The sequence below is a fragment of the Caulobacter sp. NIBR2454 genome (assembly GCF_027474405.1).
Taxonomy (GTDB): domain Bacteria; phylum Pseudomonadota; class Alphaproteobacteria; order Caulobacterales; family Caulobacteraceae; genus Caulobacter.
Map to the genome: position 1 here is coordinate 2,596,717 of NZ_CP114871.1, position 20,244 is coordinate 2,616,960.

At 67.4% G+C, this 20,244-nt stretch carries 23 protein-coding genes; 11 read left to right on the top strand and 12 right to left on the bottom strand.

Annotated features, from left to right (window positions below; all coding sequences use genetic code 11):
* The first annotated feature begins 1 nt into the window (after position 1).
* A complete protein-coding gene (locus O5K31_RS12675; protein ID WP_269713964.1) occupies positions 2 to 811 on the top strand; it encodes an AraC family transcriptional regulator in 810 nt (269 codons plus the stop codon).
* A 43-nt stretch (positions 812 to 854) separates the two neighbouring features.
* Positions 855 to 1,625, top strand: a complete 771-nt coding sequence (locus tag O5K31_RS12680; protein ID WP_269713965.1) for a CPBP family intramembrane glutamic endopeptidase — start codon at positions 855 to 857, stop codon at positions 1,623 to 1,625.
* A gap of 14 nt (positions 1,626 to 1,639) precedes the next feature.
* Here the strand turns inward: O5K31_RS12680 and O5K31_RS12685 are convergent, their stop codons facing one another.
* Together O5K31_RS12685 and O5K31_RS12690 are read right to left on the bottom strand one after the other, a co-directional pair.
* Complete coding sequence (locus O5K31_RS12685; protein WP_269713966.1) at positions 1,640 to 1,873, bottom strand: hypothetical protein; 234 nt, start codon at positions 1,871 to 1,873, stop codon at positions 1,640 to 1,642.
* Positions 1,874 to 2,362: 489 nt separating this feature from the next.
* Positions 2,363 to 3,187: a hypothetical protein gene (locus tag O5K31_RS12690; RefSeq protein WP_269713967.1), complete on the bottom strand. Its 825-nt coding sequence runs from the start codon at positions 3,185 to 3,187 to the stop codon at positions 2,363 to 2,365.
* Positions 3,188 to 3,393: 206 nt separating this feature from the next.
* Between O5K31_RS12690 and O5K31_RS12695 the strand changes: the two genes are divergently transcribed.
* Positions 3,394 to 4,431, top strand: coding sequence for a mechanosensitive ion channel family protein (locus O5K31_RS12695; RefSeq protein WP_269713968.1), 1,038 nt, complete (start codon positions 3,394 to 3,396; stop codon positions 4,429 to 4,431).
* Here O5K31_RS12695 and O5K31_RS12700 read toward each other — a convergent pair.
* On the bottom strand, positions 4,428 to 6,347 hold the full coding sequence (locus tag O5K31_RS12700; protein ID WP_269713969.1) for a sensor histidine kinase: 1,920 nt from the start codon (positions 6,345 to 6,347) through the stop codon (positions 4,428 to 4,430). The two genes, O5K31_RS12695 and O5K31_RS12700, sit on opposite strands and share 4 nt — an antisense overlap.
* Positions 6,334 to 7,020 (bottom strand): response regulator transcription factor, encoded by a 687-nt coding sequence (locus tag O5K31_RS12705; RefSeq protein WP_269713970.1) that lies wholly within the window; start codon positions 7,018 to 7,020, stop codon positions 6,334 to 6,336. Before O5K31_RS12705 ends, O5K31_RS12700 begins: the two co-directional genes overlap by 14 nt.
* 174 nt (positions 7,021 to 7,194) lie before the next feature.
* On the opposite strand from O5K31_RS12705, the gene O5K31_RS12710 reads away from it, so the two are divergent.
* The 5 genes from O5K31_RS12710 (at position 7,195) to O5K31_RS12730 (ending at position 10,837) form a co-directional block, all read left to right on the top strand.
* On the top strand, positions 7,195 to 7,881 hold the full coding sequence (locus tag O5K31_RS12710; protein ID WP_269713971.1) for a hypothetical protein: 687 nt from the start codon (positions 7,195 to 7,197) through the stop codon (positions 7,879 to 7,881).
* Complete coding sequence (locus tag O5K31_RS12715) at positions 7,878 to 8,234, top strand: hypothetical protein (protein WP_269713972.1); 357 nt, start codon at positions 7,878 to 7,880, stop codon at positions 8,232 to 8,234. Before O5K31_RS12710 ends, O5K31_RS12715 begins: the two co-directional genes overlap by 4 nt.
* 72 nt (positions 8,235 to 8,306) lie before the next feature.
* Complete coding sequence (locus O5K31_RS12720; protein ID WP_269713973.1) at positions 8,307 to 9,131, top strand: alpha/beta hydrolase; 825 nt, start codon at positions 8,307 to 8,309, stop codon at positions 9,129 to 9,131.
* Positions 9,132 to 9,226: 95 nt separating this feature from the next.
* Positions 9,227 to 10,609, top strand: coding sequence for an APC family permease (locus O5K31_RS12725; RefSeq protein WP_269713974.1), 1,383 nt, complete (start codon positions 9,227 to 9,229; stop codon positions 10,607 to 10,609).
* An 87-nt stretch (positions 10,610 to 10,696) separates the two neighbouring features.
* Positions 10,697 to 10,837, top strand: a complete 141-nt coding sequence (locus tag O5K31_RS12730) for a hypothetical protein (RefSeq protein WP_269713975.1) — start codon at positions 10,697 to 10,699, stop codon at positions 10,835 to 10,837.
* On the opposite strand, the gene O5K31_RS12735 is transcribed toward O5K31_RS12730, so the two are convergent.
* A complete protein-coding gene (locus tag O5K31_RS12735) occupies positions 10,834 to 11,214 on the bottom strand; it encodes a hypothetical protein (protein WP_269713976.1) in 381 nt (126 codons plus the stop codon). The two genes, O5K31_RS12730 and O5K31_RS12735, sit on opposite strands and share 4 nt — an antisense overlap.
* Positions 11,215 to 11,262: 48 nt before the next feature.
* Complete coding sequence (locus tag O5K31_RS12740; RefSeq protein WP_269713977.1) at positions 11,263 to 11,595, bottom strand: DUF1491 family protein; 333 nt, start codon at positions 11,593 to 11,595, stop codon at positions 11,263 to 11,265.
* Positions 11,596 to 11,667: 72 nt separating this feature from the next.
* Between O5K31_RS12740 and O5K31_RS12745 the strand changes: the two genes are divergently transcribed.
* Complete coding sequence (locus tag O5K31_RS12745) at positions 11,668 to 12,549, top strand: hypothetical protein (RefSeq protein ID WP_269713978.1); 882 nt, start codon at positions 11,668 to 11,670, stop codon at positions 12,547 to 12,549.
* A 15-nt stretch (positions 12,550 to 12,564) separates the two neighbouring features.
* Here O5K31_RS12745 and O5K31_RS12750 read toward each other — a convergent pair whose 3' ends face one another.
* Together O5K31_RS12750 and O5K31_RS12755 are read right to left on the bottom strand one after the other, a co-directional pair.
* Positions 12,565 to 14,571 carry a hypothetical protein gene (locus O5K31_RS12750; protein ID WP_269713979.1) on the bottom strand — a complete coding sequence of 669 codons (2,007 nt, stop codon included), beginning with the start codon at positions 14,569 to 14,571 and terminating at the stop codon, positions 12,565 to 12,567.
* A 184-nt stretch (positions 14,572 to 14,755) separates the two neighbouring features.
* Complete coding sequence (locus O5K31_RS12755; protein WP_269713980.1) at positions 14,756 to 16,447, bottom strand: sensor histidine kinase; 1,692 nt, start codon at positions 16,445 to 16,447, stop codon at positions 14,756 to 14,758.
* A gap of 184 nt (positions 16,448 to 16,631) precedes the next feature.
* Here O5K31_RS12755 and O5K31_RS12760 point away from each other — a divergent pair, with 184 nt between their 5' ends.
* Together O5K31_RS12760 and O5K31_RS12765 are read left to right on the top strand one after the other, a co-directional pair.
* Complete coding sequence (locus O5K31_RS12760) at positions 16,632 to 17,447, top strand: sensor histidine kinase (RefSeq protein ID WP_269713981.1); 816 nt, start codon at positions 16,632 to 16,634, stop codon at positions 17,445 to 17,447.
* Between the two features lie 152 nt (positions 17,448 to 17,599).
* Positions 17,600 to 18,016 carry a SufE family protein gene (locus O5K31_RS12765; protein WP_269713982.1) on the top strand — a complete coding sequence of 139 codons (417 nt, stop codon included), beginning with the start codon at positions 17,600 to 17,602 and terminating at the stop codon, positions 18,014 to 18,016.
* Positions 18,017 to 18,149: 133 nt separating this feature from the next.
* Here the strand turns inward: O5K31_RS12765 and O5K31_RS12770 are convergent, their stop codons facing one another.
* Genes O5K31_RS12770 through O5K31_RS12785 form a run of 4 tightly spaced genes read right to left on the bottom strand, consistent with a single transcriptional unit; the run spans position 18,150 to position 20,166 of the window.
* Positions 18,150 to 18,683, bottom strand: a complete 534-nt coding sequence (locus O5K31_RS12770) for an SRPBCC family protein (RefSeq protein ID WP_269713983.1) — start codon at positions 18,681 to 18,683, stop codon at positions 18,150 to 18,152.
* A complete protein-coding gene (locus O5K31_RS12775; protein ID WP_269713984.1) occupies positions 18,680 to 19,045 on the bottom strand; it encodes an ArsR/SmtB family transcription factor in 366 nt (121 codons plus the stop codon). The genes O5K31_RS12770 and O5K31_RS12775 overlap by 4 nt, the downstream gene beginning before the upstream one ends.
* A 54-nt stretch (positions 19,046 to 19,099) precedes the next feature.
* On the bottom strand, positions 19,100 to 19,801 hold the full coding sequence (locus O5K31_RS12780; RefSeq protein WP_269713985.1) for a DUF6456 domain-containing protein: 702 nt from the start codon (positions 19,799 to 19,801) through the stop codon (positions 19,100 to 19,102).
* A complete protein-coding gene (locus tag O5K31_RS12785; protein ID WP_269713986.1) occupies positions 19,798 to 20,166 on the bottom strand; it encodes a helix-turn-helix domain-containing protein in 369 nt (122 codons plus the stop codon). The genes O5K31_RS12780 and O5K31_RS12785 overlap by 4 nt, the downstream gene beginning before the upstream one ends.
* Positions 20,167 to 20,244 lie beyond the last annotated feature (78 nt).

The following is a 20,244-nucleotide window of genomic DNA, read 5'->3' on the forward strand; positions in this document are numbered from 1 at the left end:
GATGGCCGCAGACGCTGACAACTGGGTGTTCAGATCATCCGGCGGCATCGACCGTATAGAGGCGCGGCTCAACGGCACGGCCTTCGCGCCGCATCGGCACGACACCTATGCCATCGGGATCACTATCGCCGGGGTCCAGACCTTCGACTATCGCGGCGCAGCGCGGCATTCGCTTCCGGGACAGATGGTCGTGCTGCATCCGGACGAGCTCCATGACGGACGCGCGGGCGACGGCATGCCGTTCCAGTACCGAACGGCCTACGTCGCGCCGGCCGACATCCAGCGAGTTCTCGGCGGCCGGGCGCTTCCATTCATTCAGGATGGCGTGTCTGACGACCCGCGGCTTCGTCGGGTCGTCAGTGAGCTGCTTGACGACCTCGACCGTCCGCTGGACAGCCTTGAGTATGAGCAGGCGGTCACGGACATCACGACGGCCTTGTTGCAAGCCGCCGGCATCGAGCCGCCCCGCAATCGCGCCAACCACGCCGCGGTTTTGCGAGCACGCGATTTCATCGAGGCGAATCTCGAAGGCGCCCCGACGCTCGCCGACCTTGAACAGGCCGCGCAGCAAGACCGCTGGGGGCTGTCGCGGGATTTCCGCGCCCTTCTGGGCTCAAGCCCCTACCGCTATCTCATCTTTCGGCGGCTTGATCGGGCGCGTGAGATGATGGGCAAGGGCGCTGAACTCGCCGATGTGGCCCAGGCCAGCGGATTCGCCGATCAGAGCCATTTCACCCGCCTTTTCAAGAAGGCCTACGGCATGACGCCCCGGACCTGGGTCGCCACGCACAGACGTTCAAGATCAGACTGAGCCGCCTACTCTATCCTGACCCGTCCCGACAACGGAGCCAGGCATGACCCCCACGATCAATCCCGCAAGAACGCCGGCCTCCGCCAAGCAGGAGCGACCGGACAGCGCGGCGAAACCTTTGATCGACCGGCGCAGGGCCGCCGCTGAGCTGGCGGTCTTTGGTTCGCTGGCGCTGGTGCTGCGGATCGCCTTCGACCCGTTCTTCTGGCGGTTCGCGGGCCCGACGTCGCTCATCGCGACCCTCGTCTGCCTAGCGCTCTACCTGCGGCGACGGGGAGAGGGATATTCGTCGTTCGGCCTAATCGTACTCAATGGCGTCAAGGCCAAGCTGATGGTCTTGCCACAAGCCTTGCTGGTCTTCGGATTCTTCGCCGTCGCCGTTGCGAGCGTCCTGCATGGCGCAGAGGCGCTCGGGTGGGACTTTATGAAAGTGGTTCCCGAGGGCGTCGAGGATCGCTGGGGCGACGTCCAGGGCAATCTTCCGGTCTTCCTTCTATGGCTCGGGATTGTCTGGACCGCTGCGGCGTTCGGCGAAGAAATGTTCTTTCGCGGCTTTCTGGTGACGCGCGCCGCAGCCCTGTTTCGCGGTGTTCCTTTCGGCGTGGTGTTCGCCGTTCTGCTTCCCGCGCTTTTGTTCGGCCTGGGACATTTCTATTATCAGGGGCTTCGGGGACTGGTGACGACCACTGCTATCGGCATCGCTTTTGGAGCGGCGTTTCTCTTGTTGAAACGCAACCTCTGGCCGCTCGTGCTTGTTCACGGCGTCGTCGACACGATCAACTTCACAGCGTTGTACCTGGGGCTGGAGAACTAGGTCTTCACTGATGTTCAGCTTGGGAAGCTGACGCTCCAGCGCCGGCCTTCCGGATTGACCGAGATCACCGCCCCCTCGGCCTCCACAACCGGAGCCCCCACGCCGACCATCTTGGTGACGCGGTAGACGCCTGAAGGCGGGAGCGCCATCACGCTGGTGCTGTAACCACCCGCCCGCGAAGACGCCGTGGAATGGGCGAGGAAGATGGCCGTCGCCTGCCGCTGCGCGCAGGAACGGCGCGAGTTCATGTACGACTCGGCGAGTTAGGGGGAGTAGTGGCGTTGGACTGACTCAATCACCCCACCATTCGTGATCACAATCACCGAAGAACCAGGCAGCCATAGGCTCCCCGCCCGACGTCGATCGATAGTGTACGACAACCGCTCGGAGAGACGGGTCACTATTCGGCTCTATGCTTGTGGACTTGAATTGAAGGTGTCGAGCGCGCTCGTCTCCTTCCGCGACCTTAGCTTCGAGCATTTTGTTTGCTCTGGATACTGCTTCGTCCTCCGTCATCGCGGCGCAGGCCGTCGATGCGGGCCTCATCGCGCAATAGGCAAAAAGACCCAGCAGGCTGAAGATTATCCCGTTGATTATCAGGATACGGCGGGTAGCTCTCTTGTCCACGCGGTTCGTTCCCTTCCTCGCGAAGGCACCAGATTCGGTCGCGCGAAGCAACGCCAGAGGCACACTACGGCAGCCGCTGAGCTTCCGGACACAATCACCGTAGTCTGCTTCTAAGCTCGCGGCTGACCGTCCTCGTCCATTCGCCGCGCTAGCCGTTGAAGGAAGTCCCGCACGACGCGTAGCAGATGCTCCGCCTCCTCATGCGTGTACTTCTGCTCAAGATGCATGGTGGCATTCCGCCAAGGATTCTGCATCGCCGCAAGGGCAGCATAAGCATTCTCAAACAACTGTCCGTCACCCGACATTCGGGCCGGCGACCCCTTGGGCCAGCGCTTGTCCATTTCTTCCGCAATCTTGCGGAGCAGCGCTCCCCAGTTTCGGTCTGCCCCCTTGAGTGGATCGGGAATGGCAAGGCATCGGGACATCGCCATGATGCCACCTTCGACACAGCGCAACGAATGAAATGCACTGGCGGTAGAGCGACTAAGGGAAAGGCACTTTGCAGCCTCATCGAGGTCGTAGATCAGGCTGGGAAACTTCGCCGCGACGTCTTCCCCATACATCGACGCGCCTCCTTCAAAGTAAGCGAGGAGGCCGGTTTCCACCCATAGGAAGTGCGTTCCCGTCAGTTCGTCTTCGAGGCGCGAGTAGATGCTATGATGCTTCTGACGAAGCGTACCCGCGTCGCACTTTCCACTATTCAACAGGCCCATCAGCCGTTCGATGTCTGCGATCGCTGTTTTGGCACCAATGGGGGCGGCCAATTCGTCTCGCATGGACTCGAGATAGGGTAGGATAATATCTCGAAAACCATCCGGCACCTTCACGGTCTCGGCCTGCGGGGTGAGCTTTGAGACACCCGGGTCCAACATTGCTGCCACCTGACCAGCGGCATATCCGAGCTTTACCCAGCTAGTGGCCGAGAGCTTGAGCATATCGATTGGGCTCATAAGTCGCCCACGAGGAATTCGCGGGCTTGCTCGGTTACTATAGCCAATCGTTGGGCGGACCGAATCCAGCAAGTTAGCAATCAAGAACCGCCAGCAGGCCTGAGCCTTCGCCCTCCCCGCCGGAACGGTGACGCTAGACGAACGCTAGGAGAAGGCTGGGGCGTTCCAGTCGGATCGACGGATGGCGTGACGTGGACACTGAGGGCGTGATTTCGGAGCTGAGCACCCTGGACGAGGCCAGGCTGCTCAATATCGGCGGCAGCATCCTGACCCTGGGCGGGCTGGTGTCGGGGGCGGTGATCGTCGCACTGGCGATACTGATCTCCTGGCTGCTGACGCGGGGCGTGCGGCGGATGCGGCTGAAGGCGCATCGCAGCGCCCAGGCGCTGTATCTGCTGGAGAAGCTGGCCGGCTACGGCATCGTCATCATCGGGGTCTTCGTGGGCCTGTCGGCGGCGGGGCTGAACCTGTCGTCCCTGGCGGTGTTCGCGGGGGCCATCGGCATCGGCGTGGGCCTTGGCCTGCAGGGTGTGGTCAAGGAGTTCGTGTCCGGCATCTTCCTGATCTTCGACCGGATGGTTTCGGTGGGCGACTATGTGGAGCTGGAGGGCGGGACCCGCGGGGCCATCGCCGAGATCGGCCCTCGCGCCACGCGCATCCGCACCAACGACAACGTCAATGTCATCATCCCCAACTCGCACCTGATCGAGGGGCCGGTCACCAACTGGACCCTGAAGGGCGATACGCGGCGCATCCACATTCCGTTCTCGGTGGCCTATGGCGCCAACCGGGGCCAGGTGCGCGAGGCGGTCCTGGAGGCGGCCAAGGCCTCGCCCTTCACCCTGCCCGAGACCGAGGCGCGCAAGAGCCAAGTGTGGCTGGTGGGATTTGGTGACAGCAGCCTGAACTTCGAGCTGCTGGTCTGGCCGACCCAGGAGGCGGTGAAGCGGCCGGCCGCCATGCACGCGGCCTACACCTGGGCCATCGCCGACGCCCTGGACGCCGCCGGCATCGAGGTTCCGTTCCCGCAGACCGACCTGCGCATCCGCAGCGTGCTGGGCCGCGAGGGCGATGATGCGCTTAAAGCCCTGGGCCTGTCCGAACACCTGGCGGCGACGAAGCGAGAGGCCCCGGCCGACGGCGCCCCTTCGCCCGCGCCGACGGTCAATGACGCGGCGGCCGACCTGCTGGACCCCGCCATCGATCCGGTGGAAAGCCCCGAGGGCTAGCCTGCCGTCGCCAGGCCCTTGGTCACCGGCAGGATCAGCACCAGACAGCTTCCCCGGCCCGTCTGCTCCCAGGCGACCGACGCCCCGATGGCCTCGGCGCGGCTGCGCTGGTTGGCCAGGCCGCGGCCGGTGGAGGGCCGGGTCGGGTCAAAGCCCTTGCCGTCGTCCTGCACGCGGACCAGGACGCGGTCGCCCTCGGTGCGGACGGTGACCGCGATCTCGCGGGCGCCGGCGTGCTTGAGGATGTTGGCGAAAGCCTCCTGAAGGATGCGCAGGATGTGCAGGGCGTGGCGCTGGTCCAGCCACTCCAGGGGCGGCACCTCGCCCGCGCGCCAGGTCAGCTTGACGCCGCCGGCCTGAAGGCGCGGCTGAAGACGAAAACGCAGGGTCGCCAGCAGCAGCAGCAGATCGGTCTCCACCGGCTCCATGGAGTCGATGGTCAGCTTCAGGTCGTCGATGCAGCCGTGCAGGATGGCGACGGCGTCGATGTCGGCGGCGCGGTCGCTCTGGAAGGCGCGCAAGGCGGTGACCAGGCTGGAGCCCAAGCCGTCGTGCATGTCCTGCATCAGTCGCTGGCGTTCGTGGTGCAGCAGTTCGCGGTGCTCGATCTCGCGCAGCTGGGCGTGGCTGGCGGTCAGCTCCGCCTCGCGCTGGGCCAGGCGTCGGGCCAGGTCGGCCTTGGCCTGGGTCGCGGTCTCCAGCGCCTGGGTGTAGCGACTGAACATGACGTACCAGAACAGCAGGGTGAACCCGACGCCCGTGAAGTTGGTCAGGAACACGCTCTCGATGTTCACCAGGTTCTGTTGCAAGGCCACGTCATAGAGGCCGGCCACCACGGTGACGATGCACCAGACCGACAGCAGCAGCGCCAGGTACGAGCCGCCCTTGATCGATTGGCGCACGCAGTTGATGCCGACGATCATGCCCAGGGCCAGCATGTTGAGATAGATCGGCGCCGCGATCAGGGTGGGGTCCAGCAGGCCCGGCAGGGTGGCGATGCTCCAGGCCCCGCCATTGGCCAGGATCGCGCCCGTCAGTTGCGGCTGCGGCATCCGATGCAGGGCGGCCACGAACAGATGCAGGGTCAGCATCATCCAGAAGGTCGAGTTGACCGTCACCCATCCGAACCAGGCGTCGGAAATGAACAGCGGCTGGGTCCCCACGAAGGTGTGCAGCATCCGCAGGAAACAGGCCGCCGAGGCGAGGAAGTACAGCAGGTAGATCGGCTCGCTGCGCCGGCTGAACCAGACGAACAGGGCGAAGATCCCGGTGGTCAGGAAGGCGACGGAAGAGAAGGCGGGCAACTGCACCTGGAAGAGGTCGCGCATGTAGTAACGCGGCGACAGCTGGCGATAGTCGCCGATCCAGACCGACGAGAACGCCCCCCCAATGCCGCGCACATGCTGCAGCCGCAGATCCAGCCGCGTCGGCGGCTGCGTGGCGTCGCTGCGCGGCAGGGCGATCCACAGGGGCTGGTTGGAGCCGTTCCATTGCAGGTTGGCGTGAGACTGATGGACCAGCCGCCCGTCGGCGTAGATCGCCAGCGTGCCGTCCGACTTCCAGCGCGGGATGTAGAGATAGAGCTGACGGCCGTCATGGGGCAGCGGCGGGACGGTCAGGGAATACCAAGTGACGCGGGTGGCGATGCGCTGGGGCGAGGCCTCGGTGCTGGGGGTCCAGTCCGGCTGCGGGGAATGGGGCAGGGTCACGGCCGCGCCGCCCCTCCCGACGCTCGGCGGGACCACGGGCGGCGGGGCCTGATAGCCGACCGTATCGACGGCGGTCAGGCGGGCGGCGGTGATCCGCGCGCCGCCCGCCCGCGCCTGCACCGCCGCGGCGGTAGCCAGCAGGGCCAGGATCGCCACGCCCAGGGCCGCCCACGGCAGCCATTGGAGCAGCGGCCTAGAGAAGGCCATAGGCGCGGGCCTCGAACACCGCCTCGGTCTTGGAGCGAACTTCCAGCTTGGCGTAGATGCGCCGCACGAAGGTCAGCACCGTGTTGCGCGACACGCCCATTAGCTCGGCGATCTCCTCGAAGGAGAAGCCGCGGGTGATGAGCTGCAGGGCTTCTTTCTCGCGCTCGGACAGGCTGGGGATGCCGGACTTGGCCTTGGCCTCGGCCTCCTCCGCGGCCGCCCGTTCGTCGGGGCGGAAGCGCATCAGCACCTGACGGGCGATGCGGGGGCTGATCGGACTGCCGCCGGCGTGCAGGACGCGAATGTCCTCGGCGATGGTCGGCAGGGGGCTGTCCTTGAGCAGGTAGCCGCTGGCCCCCGCCTCGATCGAGGCGATGACGTGCCGCTCGTCGGCGAAGGTGGTGGCGACCATGATCGCGCAATCGGGCCAGCGGGCGTGAGCCTCCCCGATGATCTCGATGCCCGAACCGTCGGGCAGGCCCAGATCGACCACCAGAACATCGGCGGGCGCCTCGCTCAGCAGGGCGCGGGCCTCGGCCAGGGTGGACGCGACGCCGGCCATGGCCAGGTCCGGTGCGGCGGCCAGGGCGGTGCGGAACGCCTCCTGAAACGCGACATCGTCCTCGACCAGGGCGATCCTGAGCGGCGCGGGCGAGCCGACCTCGTTACTCATCGTGTTTTTCGCCCCCCGCGAACCCTTGTGCTGACAGCCTTCGCAGACCTCGCGCCGGGCCGCGTCATCACATCTAGCGACAGGGCGAACATTGCTCTGCCGAAGCTTGCACGGCAACTAGAGCACATCAGGGGGCGGCGCACGACTTGCGTCCAGGGACAGGGAGGGCGTGGGGTGAACGAAGGGCGGACCAGCACCATCACGCACCTGGCGGATCATCGCGACAGCCCCCTGCCCGAGGCGCCGACCTTCTTCGCCTCACGGGTGGTGAGCGAGGACCGTCAGACCCGGCTGGTCGAGTACTGCGCCATGGACATGGCCGGCGGCGTCAAGCTGATGGTGACGGTGGGCTGGAACGCCGACCCGCTGCATCCGGGAGTCTGGACGCCCACCAGCTCGGCCCTGGCCGCCGTGCTGCTGATCGACCAGGTGCTGGATCACGAACGGGTGGTGGTGGCGCATCAACTGGACGACGAGGTGATGCAGCCGTTCCGGCCCGAGGCGCGCGACCTGGAGCTGATCGAGATGCGCGAGTTGCTGGGCCGCCGCGACCTGCGTTTCAGCGCGCCGGACCTGGACGACCAGATCGCGCTGCTGCGCTTCGACCCGACCCGCCCCAACAGCGCCTATGGCGACGCCATGCTGCTGAAGACCTGCTGGACCTTCATCGACGGGCACCTGCGCAAGGGTCCGCCCATCATGGGGGCGACGCGGCCCGCGCCGATGGCCACCCTCTCGTCGTCTTCCACCATCGCCATGCCAAGACGGACCCAGGTGCCAGGCTGGTTCTGGGGCCTGGGCGCGGCGATCGCCTTCCAGATATTGGCGCTGACCGCGCCGTGGGTGTTCTCGGGGGGTTGATCGCGGGGCGGCGGAAAGACACGCTGGCGGGCGATGATCCAGCCCCTTGTCTTCACGCCTTCGTGGTCAACGTGACGTCGTATCGCGTCCGACTTCCTGGATTGCAGGCTCTCAATCGGGAAGAGGCGCACGACGCCTTAAGCTCGCGCATCGCCCAGGCGTTGCCGGACTTCGCCGCCGACGCCAAGACCGCCGGCGCTGACCTAGACGGCTGGTTCGTCGAGGGAACGTCCGCGAACCCCAAAGCCTCGACCATCCTCAAAGCAGTGGGATATCAGGTCGAAGTCCTGGCCGATCCGTCACCATTTCCGTCCCCACGCGGCCTAGCGGCGCGGTTACTCTTCGGCGACTGACGACCCCACCCGCTTGGCGAAGCTTTGCCGCGCGGATAGGTTGTTTGAGAACGCGGTCGGTCAGAGCACACCATGCTGAAGCGCTTACTGTTGGGGCTGCTCTTTACGGGGGCCACGCTGGTTCAGCCTGGGCCGGCGCGTGCGCAACAGGCGCCTTTCGAGCACCTGCCCGCCCTGAGGGGCGACTATTTCAAGATCGCGGCGCGGGAGCTGAACCGCGACTTCCACGTCTTCGTCCGACTGCCTGAAAAGTACGAAGAGCGAACCGCCGAGCGCTTTCCAGTTGTCTATGTTCTCGACGGGGACTCGCTGTTCCCCATCCTTGCGGCCAACCATCTCTTTCTGACGTTCGACGATGGCCTGCCAGAGGCGGTGATCGTGGGCTTGGCCTACGGCTCGTTCGACCCAGCGAAGAACTTTCGGGGCGTGGACTTCGCGGCCACCGCGACAGATGGCCAGCCTGCCGGCGCGGCTGCGTTTCAGCGCTTTCTGTCGGATGAACTCATCCCCTCCGTAGAGGGCCGGTTTCGCGTCGATCCGCAGAGGCGAGTGCTTTTCGGGCAATCGAGGGGCGCAAGCTTTGTTCTCTATTCCGCCTTCACTCAACCGGACCTGTTCTGGGGTCGTATAGCGAGCAATCCTGCGTTCGAGCCTGATCGCGACCTGTTCTTCGGCACGCCTGAGACGGCACGGCGAAAGGACCTGAGGCTGGCGGTCGTCAGTGGGACGCGCGACCGTCCCCAGTTTCGCGCCGATGCGACTGCCTGGTTCGAGGCCTGGCGTAATCGCAGCAACCTGCCCTGGTCTCTCCGGACCATCGACTTCGAAGGCGGAACGCACGCGGCCGATAGCACCAACGCTTACAGGGCCGGCATGCGGTGGCTTTTTGAGCGCTAGAATCGAAGCGAACACCGTCCGACACGCCCCGCCTTCCACCACCCCGTCCCGCATCCTATAAGCCGCGCTTCTCAACCGGCCTGGACCCGCCGCCCATGAAGCTCAGCGATCTTTTCCGCCGCAAGCCGATCGTGGCCGAGGCGGACAGCCTGCATCGGACCATGGGCCTGTTGCAGCTGGTCATGCTGGGCATCGGGGCGACCATAGGGACGGGGATTTTCGTGGCCCTGACCACCGCCGTTCCCGAGGCCGGGCCGGCGGTGACGGTGGCCTTCGTGCTGGCGGGGATCACGGCGGGGCTGACGGCGCTGTGTTACGCCGAGCTGGCCTCGATCATCCCGGCGTCGGGATCGGCCTATTCCTACACCTACGCGACCCTGGGCGAGTTCGTCGCCTTCGTGGTCGGGTCATGCCTGCTGCTGGAATACGCGGTCTCGACCTCGGCCATCGCGGTGGGCTGGGGGCAGTATCTGAACGAGCTGTTGTTCGACCTGTTCGGTACGCGGATGCCCGACGCCATCGCCCAGCCGCCGGGGGCGGGCGGGGTGTTCAACCTGCCGGCGGTGGTGCTGGTTCTGCTGTGCGCGGTGCTGCTGCTGCGCGGGGTCAAGGAGAGCATGCTGGTCAACGCCATACTGGTGGTGGTCAAGCTGGCGGTGCTGGTGTTCTTCGTGGTGATGGCGTTCACGGCGTTCTCGACCGAGAACCTGCGGCCCTTCGCGCCGCTGGGCGTGGCCGGGATCGGGGCGGCGGCCAGCTCGATCTTCTTCTCCTATATCGGCATCGACGCGGTCTCGACGGCGGCGGAAGAGGTCAAGGACCCGGAGCGCAATCTGCCGCTGGGCATCGTGCTGTCGCTGGTGATCGTCACCGGCATCTACATCCTGGTGGCCCTGGCGGCCGTCGGCGCGCAGCCCTGGACCCAGTTCGAAGGGCAGGACGCGGGGCTGGCGGTGATCCTGCGCAACATCACGGGGGCGTCGTGGCCGTCGCTGGTGCTGTGCCTGGGGGCCATCGCGTCGATCTTCTCGATCACCCTGGTGACCATCTATGGCCAGACGCGGATCCTGTACGCCATGAGCCGCGATGGCCTGATGCCGCGCTTCATGCAGAAACTGGATAGCCGCGGCGCGCCCCGGATCAACACCATCGTGGTGGCCATAGGCATCGCCACCCTGGCGGCGCTGGTTCCGCTGGACGTGCTGGTCAACCTGACCAGCATGGGCACCCTGATCGCCTTCGGGATCGTGTCGGCCTCGGTGCTGATCCTGCGGCGGACGCGGCCGGACCTGCCACGGCGGTACAAGGTTCCGCTCTATCCCCTGCTGCCGGTGGCGAGCGTGCTGTTCTGCCTGTACCTGATCGTGAACCTGCCGTGGGACACGTACCTGCTGTTCGGGCTTTGGATCGCGGTCGCCTGCGCGTTCTATTTCGCCTACGGCCTGCGCAACTCCAAGCTGGCTGGTCCGTCGGTTTAAACAACCCTCTATGCAGGAGGGTTATTTGGAGTCATCGTTCGGTCATTGGAAGAGGTCCGACAGAGACCCGCCAACCGGAGGAACGACATGGCCTATGTGCCGCACAACAACCATCTGGCGCCCCGCCGCAAAGGCGATCTGCACCCATCGGCCTGCCTGGTGCTGGGCTTCGCCCTGCTGGCTGGCCTCGCCCTGACGGTGCATTACGCGTTCGAGCTGCTGCTCTAGGCCGCGAAGCGCTGCCAGACGGCCTTGTCGGCGTCGACGTTGGTTAGGACGCCCGCCTTCTGGCGCGCATAGAGGCCGGCCATCATCTCAAGGCCCAGGGACGCGTAGCGCACGGCCACGTCCTCGTGCGGCACGCCGCGAGCCAGGGCCACGAACAGGGCGGCGTTCACTTCCGGCTGCATATAGACGATCAGGGCGGCCAGGCGGTGGGCGCGTTCGATGCTTTTGCGCTGCAGCAGCGGCTCTTCCGAGAACAGTTCCTGGCCCAGACGGCTGACGGCCTGGAGGTTCAGCGCGCCCAGCTGGGCGGCCGACAACGGCGGCGCGAGATCGGCCGCGTCCAGGCTCAGGACCACGTCGTTCATCAGGAAAAGCATGGGCGGACCATGCCCCGGACAGACTTTCAGTCCGGTTTAGGAAGGCGGTTAACGCGCCTCCACAGGTTCGACCAGAAAGTGGCGCCCCTCCGCATCCTCGATCTCGATGACCCAGATGTCGGGGTCGATGCGGGCGGTGCGCTCGATATAGGCGTCCAGTTCGGGCTCGGCGGTGGAGGCGACCGGCTGCATCCAGACCCGCTCGCCGTCGCCGCGGGTGGCCTCGCTGTACAGCCGCGCCTCGCGGGCCCGCAGGTTCACCGCCTTGACCAGCACGGCGCCAGCCTGGGGGTCGCCCTTGCGGGAGACGGCCGCGAAGGCGCCCTGCTGCTGGGCCCGGCGGATCAGGGCGCCGACCCAGATGTCGGTGGAGAGAAGCATGGCCTATCGCGATCCCGGCGGGACCGGTAAGCAGGTCCCTGTAAGCCCCAGCATACGGGAACACGCCGCCCCATGACGAGCCCGCGCCGCATCCTCGCCCTCGCCGCCCTGGTCGCGGCGATCTCGGGAGATGCATGGGCGGCGTCGGCCATGGACCTCTACTACGAGCGGACGGTGATGGTGGCGGCGGACGGACGGTGCCGACTGTTCACGCCGCAACTACGGGCGGCCCTGTCGTCGGGTCAGGCCCAGGCGCGCGGCGCGGCCCTGCGCGCGGGGGCGAGCCCGGACCAGATCGCGGCCACGGGCCGGCGGGCCCAAGCGGCGGCGGGACGCGCGGCCTGCAACTCGCCCGACATCACATTGGCGGCTCGGCGAGTCCGCGAGGGGTTCGAGGGTTACGCCCGTCTGCAGATGCAGCGCTTCCCCGGCGAGATCGCCAGCTGGACCGCCGACCGGGCGATCTCGCAGCAACAGGCCGTGTGGCGGCTGTCGCAGCCGGCCAGCTTCGGGGCGGACCGGGCGATCTTCGGCCTGTCGGCCAATGTGGGCGGGAGCCGCACGGCCCTGACCGCGGTCGTGGCCTTCGCCGACGAAGCCCAGCCCTTCACCGCCCGCATCGTCATGCGCGACATCGGCAAGACGGGCGGGGCTTACCTGAGCCGAGGCGGCGCGCGGGCGCCACTGGCCACCCGCCTGCCCCCGCGCACGGCGACGCGGGCCTTCCTGGCGCAGGCGCGGGGCGGAGCGGAGAAGTCGCTGCTGCCCGCCGGCGCCAAGCGCGGCATGAGCTTCCGCTTCCCCGAGGCGGCGGCCACGGCCATCGAGGCCCTGGACCCGCGCGAGGCGATCGCCGTGGAGTTCCTGTTCGCCGGCCCGCGGGGCGACGTGGTGCGCACGGCCTATGTCGAGGTCGGCGACTTCGCGGCGGGGCGGGCGTTTCTGGTGCGGTGAGGTCCCGTTGTCAGATCACCCGGCGCCGTAGATGCTCGCGCCGTCCGCATCGACGGTGAGATCGTCCAGGCTGATGCCGACCAGCTTGATGTAGACGTCGTCGCCCGCGCCAGCGTTGTCGCCCGACGAATAGACGTAGACGCCCGAGCCATCCGCCGCGTCAAACATCGTGAAGCGGTCCGCCACGAAGCCGGTGTTGAGGGCCGCCGCCGCGGTATCGAACCGGGCCTTGTCGGTGGCCCCGCTCCCGCCGGTGAAGGCGCCGGGCGCCATGGCCAGGTAATCGCCGTCCACCACAACCAGCGTGTCATCGTCGAGATCAAAGTCGGTGACGCCGGTGACCGTCTTCAGATCACCGCCCGTGGCGTTGAAGCTGATGTTGCTGTCGCCCGCGAAGTTGTCGAATTCGAGGGTGTCGTAGCCCGCGCCCAGGGTGACCACCGCATCGCCCTTCCCGTCACCGACGACCAGCCGCAGGGTGTCGTCGCCGCCGCCCAGGCGGAGGGTGTCGGTGTCTTCGGCGCCGGTGGTGTAGCGAAGCGCCAGATCTTTTTTGGTGACAGCCGTCAGGTCGACGAGACGCTCATCGCCCGTCAGAACGACGTCGCCGAGGCGGGCCGAGAAGTCGCCCTTCACGACCAGGGTCGAGGTGGCGTCCTCGGCGAAGATGCTTTGAAGCGTCACGGCCCTGGTCAGGACAACCGTCAGGGTCTCGACCCCCTCGACGATCAGTTCGGAGGTGTTGCTGGTGGCCAAGGTCACCGTCGCCGCATCGACATCGTCATAGACCAGGGCGGTGTCCCAGGTTCCCGTGCTGCGGACCTCGACGGCGACCGCCTCGGTCAGATCGGTGATCTTGAGCGCGCCGCCATTGGCCGAGGCGTTCACTCTTGTCACGCCGGTGAAGGCGTCGAAGTCCACCGTCCGGGTGACCCCGCCAGTGGTCCGCAGGCCGACCGTCTCAAAGCCCTCGACCTGCGTCACCGCCGAGGTGACATCCGAACTGAGCGTCAGGTTCAGGGTGTCGCGACCATCGCCGCCATCAAGGTGGATGCTCTTGCCGCCTTCGGTGAACTGGATCAGGGCGAGATCGATGCCGCCGCCCATGTCCAGAGAGACGGTATGCGCGCCCGCTGCGGTCAGCGTGGCGCTGATGCCGTCGAAGCCGTTGCCGGCGTCCACCGTGACGTCGGCGCCGTTGGCGGCGATATCGCCCGTCGCATTGTCAGCCCTGGTGGTGAAGACATCCGCGGCGCCCAGCGCGCCCTGCCCGTATGATTTGTCCTGCACAAGAACCAGGGTGTTTCCTGGCGGGGCCGCGATGGGCGTGAAGCCTTCGAGATCGACGCTGTGGGTGCTGAATTCGTCAGCGAACAGATACTCGTAGTAGGCTTTCAGGCCGGAGGGGTAGGCGCCGACGGCGGCCTTCACGGCTTCGGCCATGATGTAGCCGACCACGGCGGCCTTGGCGGCCAGGTCACGGTCGGCGGCGGTGATGCCCGCCTGAGCCACCACCGAGTCGAAATAGGCCTTGCGGCCGGCGATGTTGGCGACCGCGGCGTTGACGTCGATGCCGGCTTCGGCGGCCTGGCTGTCGCCGATGATCCGGTTGTACGCGACCACCACGGTCTCGGCGAAGGTGAGCGGGCTGTAGATCTGCGAGAACCCCGCCCGCCCCTCACCGGCCACGCCCAGGTTCACCGCGAAGTTGATGTAGCGGTTCTCGGTGTTGAAGCCCTGATAGGCGGCGTCGTTGAGATCGTTGGCGTTGGTGGTGCTGTTCACCAGATAGTCCAGGCCGGCTTCGGTCGGTGTCTTGCCGGTGAAGAACTGGTAGGTCAGGGTCGCGACGCTGGTCGTGCCGGCCGCCTGATCGAAGATGTACTTGTAGGCGGCGTCGTCGGTGATGATCCCATTCTGGGAGCGCACCGCCATCTCCTGGAGGATCAGGCTCTGGGCCGCCGAGGGCGCCTTGCGGTTGATGAGGGCGTAGATGTCTTCGAGTTCACCGATGGTCGCCATGCTGCAACACTCCCCTAATCGACGCGGAGACGTCGAATTCGGGAGGATTCGCTAGATCAGGGCTTGACCATGCTCCACGGCATTTAGGTCACGCGCCAACCATAAGATGTATAGGCGTCGAACATTGCTGCGCCGGGACCGGGAGCGGCGCAAGTAATGCTTGGCGTATTTGGCGTAGCGGGACTTATCGGCCCGGCGTGAAGGCCACGACATTGCCGCCCATGGTGGGTGCGCCGGGCGCGCGCAGGGCGATGGCGACGGGCAGGCGGACGGTGACCGAGGTGCCCGAGCCGACCACGCTTTCCAGGTGCATCTCCCCGCCGTGCAGTTCGGCGAAGGCGCGGACGAGGGACAGGCCGAGGCCGGTGCCCTGGGCCTTGCGTTCGTTGTCGCCGGCCTGTTCGAAGGGCTTGCCCAGGCGGACCACGTCCTCGGGCGAGATGCCGACGCCGCTGTCGGCGACGATCAGTTCGAACATGTTCTCGTAGATGGCGGTCGAGACGGTGACCGAGCCCTTCTTGGGGGTGAATTTCAGGGCGTTGGAGATCAGGTTCAGGGCGATCTGCTTGATGGCGCGGCGGTCGGCGTCGACCTCCATCACCTGGGCCGGCAGGACGCCGCGCAGCTTGACCCCGGCGCTGTCGGCCTGGACGCGCATCAGGCGCAGGGCGGCGGAGACAGCCTCGCGGGCGTCGAAGATCTCGCGCGTCAGCTGGAAGCGCTCGGCCTCGATTTTGGACATGTCGAGGACGTCGTTGATCAGGTCCAGCAGGTGGGCCCCGGACTCGTGGATCAGCTCGCTGTACTCGGCGTAGCGGTCGGGCAGCGGACCGAACATCTTGGCGCGCATGATGTCGGAGAAGCCCATGATGGCGTTGAGCGGCGTGCGTAGCTCGTGGCTCATATTGGCCAGGAAGCGGGCCTTGTTGGCGGCGATGGACTCTGCGTCGGCGCGGGCCTGTTCCAGCATCGCCTCGCGGGCGCGGTCGGCGGTGGCGTCGCGCAGGCTGGCGACCAGCCCGCCCTCGCGGCCCACGCGGACCGAGGCGATGATGGTGCGGTCCATGGCGGCGGCGGGGCTGAACTCCAGCTCGGCCTGGCCTTCCGTGAGGGCGCGGCGCAGGGCCGCCTCCATGCGGGGGCGATCCTCGATGGCCATGGACAGGGCGAGCCCCCCGGCCAGCAGGGATTCCGGTTCGACCCCGTCGAGGGCGTCGCCGAAGGCGGCCTGGACGCGGCCGTCGACGTCGAGGGCCAGGATCAGGTTGGGCTGCGCCTGCATCAGGGCGTTGAGGCGATAGGCGGTGGTGAAGTCGCGCTGCCCCTCTGCGGTGAGCCCGCGGCCGTGAAGGATCAGGCCGGCCGAAAAGCCGAGCGAGATGGTGCCGAGCGTCAGGGCGCCGAGCCACAGGCTGCTCACCCCTGGCGGGACGATGGGTGCGAACCCGGCGAGCGGGGCGAGGATGGCGAGGGCGGCGACCATCAGCGACAGGGACGCGCCCTGGGCCAGGCGCGCGGGGCCGCCGAGCAGGGCCGCGGCGGCGGCGGGAGCCAGGCACCAGGCGGCCAGGGGGCCGGATGCGCCGCCGGTCAGCAGGACAGCGACCGCCGCCCCTAGCGCCCAGATGCCGAGAAGAGTCGTGCGCAGGCGCGGAGTGTCCATCCAGGCCAGGGTCAGGCCCGCAAGGGCCGGAGCCGCGCCGCCGGCCAGGGCGCACATGAGCCAGCCCGCCGCGCCGGGCGCGCCCGCGATCAGGGCGACGCCCGCGATGACCACGGCCGCGAGCCATACACCATGCCAGACAGCCGCCCGCGAGCCGGCGACGGCGGCCGCCCGGCGAACAGGTCCCTGGATATGGCGAGGATGGTCTTTCACAGCACCGTGTCGATTAGAGAGCTAAACCGCCGGAGAGTAATCATTTCGGGCGGATTCTGCAGGGCGCACAACCCCGGAGCGATCGGCAGAACCCTGCTTTGCGACTTCTCTTGTGGACGGAAACGGATTCGTAAGCGCGAGGGCGCATGGTCGCATCAATGATTAACGGGGGCCAGCACGGTCCATGTCTGAAAAAGCCGCCGTCGCGGCGCTGACCCAGGGTTTCGAGGCCCCCGCGCCCGCCGAGCGTCCGGCGGACAGCGCGGCGGCGCGCCTGCAGCGCATGAGCGCCCGTCGCCAGGCCGCCCTGGACGACCAGAAGCGCTCGTTCCTGCGCATGGTCAGCCATGAGCTGCGCACGCCGCTGAACGCCATCATCGGCTTTTCCGAGATCCTGTCCTCGGAACTGTACGGCCCGATGGGCCAGCCGCAGTACCAGGAATACGCCAAGCTGGTTCACGAGAGCGGCCATCGCCTGCTGCGGCTGGTGAACCAGATCCTCGAGATCGCGCGGCTGGAAGGCCATGTGGTCGATCTGAGCGTGGACACCGAACCCCTGGCCCCGGCCATGGAATACGCGGCCGAGAGCCTGCGCGACGAGCTGGCCGCCCGTCAGGCGCGCCTGGAACTGGTGGGACTGGACGAGGCGCTGGAGGTCCGCGCCGACGCCAAGGGCTTGCGCACCATCCTGGGCAACCTGTTGCAGAACGCCATCGCCTATTCGCCCATGGGCGCGCCAATCATCCTGCGGGCGAGCCGCGACGGGGACATGGTGGAGATCTCCATCGAGGACTGCGGCGAAGGGGTCGATCCGCGCGATATTCCCCGCCTGCTGCGGCCGTTCGAACAGGGCGAGAGCACGCTCAGCCGGGCCGCCGAGGGCGCGGGCCTTGGTCTGCCCATCGTGCAACTGCTGTGCGACGCCATGGGCGGGACCCTGCGCATCGTGTCGGCCAAGGGCGAAGGCCTGAGGGCCGTGGTGCGGTTGCCGGGGGCGTAGGTCTTGCGTGCTTCGAGACGCGCTATCGCGCTCCTCAGCATGACGAGGTTTGTCGCTTTACTGAATCCGTCATCCTGAGGAGCAGCCGAAAGGCTGCGCCTCGAAGGACGAGCGACCTTGCCCCCGCCGCCCTCGCCGCTTAAGTCGCGGCCATGAGCGGTATCGACCAGACCCTGAACGAGATCGTCGAGGAGTTCGAACTCATCGGCGACCGCGACGCGCAGTACGAATATGTCATCGAGCTGGGCAAGGCCCTGCCCCGGCTGCCAGCTGCCGAGCAGACGGAGGCCAACGCCCTGCGCGGCTGCGCCTCGCCGGCCTGGCTGGTGACCGAACGGCGGGCCGACGGGACCCTGGTGTTCCGGGGCGACAGCGAGGCGGTGATCCCGCGCGGCATCATCGGGGTGTTGCTGCGTCTCTATTCCGGCCGCACGCCGGCCGAAATCCTGGCCTTCGACGCCCGCGAGGGGCTGGCGCGGCTGGGCCTGAGCAACATGCTGTCCATGAGCCGCGCCAATGGGTTGGCGTCGATGGTGTCGCGGATACGGAGTGATGCGGAGCGAGCCTGATCCCCCTTCTCCCTTGATGGGAGAAGGGTCGGGGATGAGGGTGATGCGGCGGTGGACGAGGGTGCGGCGGAACGGTCGCGTCATCCTCACCCCTGCCCCTCTCCCATCGAGGGAGAGGGGTTCATCTATAGAGTCACGCCGGCAGGCGCTGATCGTATTGGGGTTTGAGAACGGCGACACGGTCCCAGAAGGGAGCCGGGGTCTTGCCGCGCGCCTTGGCTTCCAGGACGTCCAGGTGCGCGTGCCAGCCGGAGCTGACGCTGAGCAGGGTGGAGCGGTCGGGGACGCGGCTGTGGACCAGGGTCAGCAGGACCTCGTCGCCCTGAGCCTGAAGCTCGAAGGAGACCTCGCCGTGGGCGCCCCAGGTGATGGCGAGTTTGCGGGGCGGGTCGAACTGGGTGATGCGGCTTTGCATCCGGTGTTCGTCCGCCATGCCGTCGGGGCGCTTGCCGGGCGGGTCGGTGAGTTCATCGTTGCGCCAGACGAACTCGAAGGTCGTGTCGGCGCCCTTCTGCATGTCGCCGGCGGCCAGCCACTGGCGGCGCAGTTCGCTGTCGGTCAGATAGGCCCAGCAGCGCTCGATGGGGCCGGGCAGCAGGCGCTGGATCTTCAGGGTCGCGGGCTCGATCAGCGCGCCATAGGCGTCGAGAGTGATGGCGTCGGTCATTGGTCTTCTCCTTTGGGGACGGGCGTTTTGCCCGCGTCGGCGTCACGGAGCAGTTGCTCGAGAACATCCAGACGTTCGGTCCAGAAGCGCTCGTAGAAGCTCAGCCACTGCTGGGCGCTGGCGAGGGGGCCGGGGTCGAGGCGGCACATATGGGTGCGGCCCCTCACCTCGCGGCGGATCAGGCCGGCGTTCTCCAGCGCCTTGATGTGCTTGGAGACGGCCGCCAGCGAGATTTCGAAAGGTTCGGCCAGCTGGCTCACCGTGCGCTCGCCGTCCGCGAGGTCGCGGAGCATCCGGCGACGGGTGGCGTCGCCGAGGGCGTGAAAGACGGTGTCCAGCTGGGGCGCTTCTAATTCAACCATGTCGTTGAATATGAGAAACGCACGGAAAGAGTCAACCGATTGGTTGAATATTTTTCAGGCCAGCCCGTAGTGCTGGGCTAGCCGGTCGAGGGCGAGGGTCAGGACCGTCTTGCCGGACCGGCGCGGCAGGCCAAGCGCGCGCTCGGCGGCGTCGAGGGCGGAGCCGGCGCCGCAGACCCGCTCCAGCATTTCCTTCAGGCCAGGACCGACGGCGTCGAGGGCGCGGGCGATGCGGTCCTTGGCGGCGCGGGCGCGTTCCGCGGGTTCCAGGCCCGGGCCGCGACCGCCGCTGCCGCGGGGGCCGGCGTCCCAGGCCATGGTCAGGCGGCCCAGGGTTCCGGCGCGGTGAAAGTCCTCGCGCAGCTTCTCGCCCGCCGCGGCCTGGATCGGGGTCAGCCAGGGGCGGCCTTGCGGATCACGGCGGCGGGCCAGCCAGGCGATGGGGGACTCGCCCAGATTGGCGCGGCGCGCGACAAGGCGGCCGTCGGGCTCGGCTGTCGTACGCTCGCCCTCGATGAAGCCAGGGCGGGCGGCGGCGGAGGGCGCAGGCTGGGCGACGGCGGTGCGGGCAAGGACGTAGCCCCCCTCCCCGCGCGGACGCAGGCCCGGCTCGCGGACCAAGGCGTCGAAGGCCGCCTCGTCCAGCCACATCATCGGGCGCCTGCGGCGATCGGCGGTGGCGCGCAGCAGATAGACGCCGCCGCTGGCCTCCAGCCAGGCGCCCGGGCGGGCCAGCAGGGCGGCGGCGCGGTTCACGCGGTCGCCCAGGTGTCGGCGGGGGCCTGGCGCAGGCAGGCCTCCATCTCGCTCAGCCGCGCGTCGAAGGCGGCGTCATCGCGCAGGTCCTCGATGCGATGGCAGGCATGGCTGGCCGTGGTGCGGTCGCGGCCAAAGGCGGCGGCCACGCGGGCCATGGGCCAGGCGAAGGCCACATGGGTCAGGTACATGGCCATCTGGCGGGCGCGGGCGGCCTCGGCGCGGGCGCGGGTGCGGGCGGCGATCTCGCGCGGCGGCACCCCGGTGGACATGGCGACGAGGCTGGTTACGAAGCCGGCGGCCAGGCGGTCCTTCTTCGGATCGCGGCCTGCTTCGAGCAGTTCGTCATAGGTTTGGGCAGTCATTTCCTTGCTCTCTCCTCGGCCCGCACGCCTTTTTGCGTCGAGCCACTCCGCAACCTTAGGTCGCGAGGGGAAGGGCGA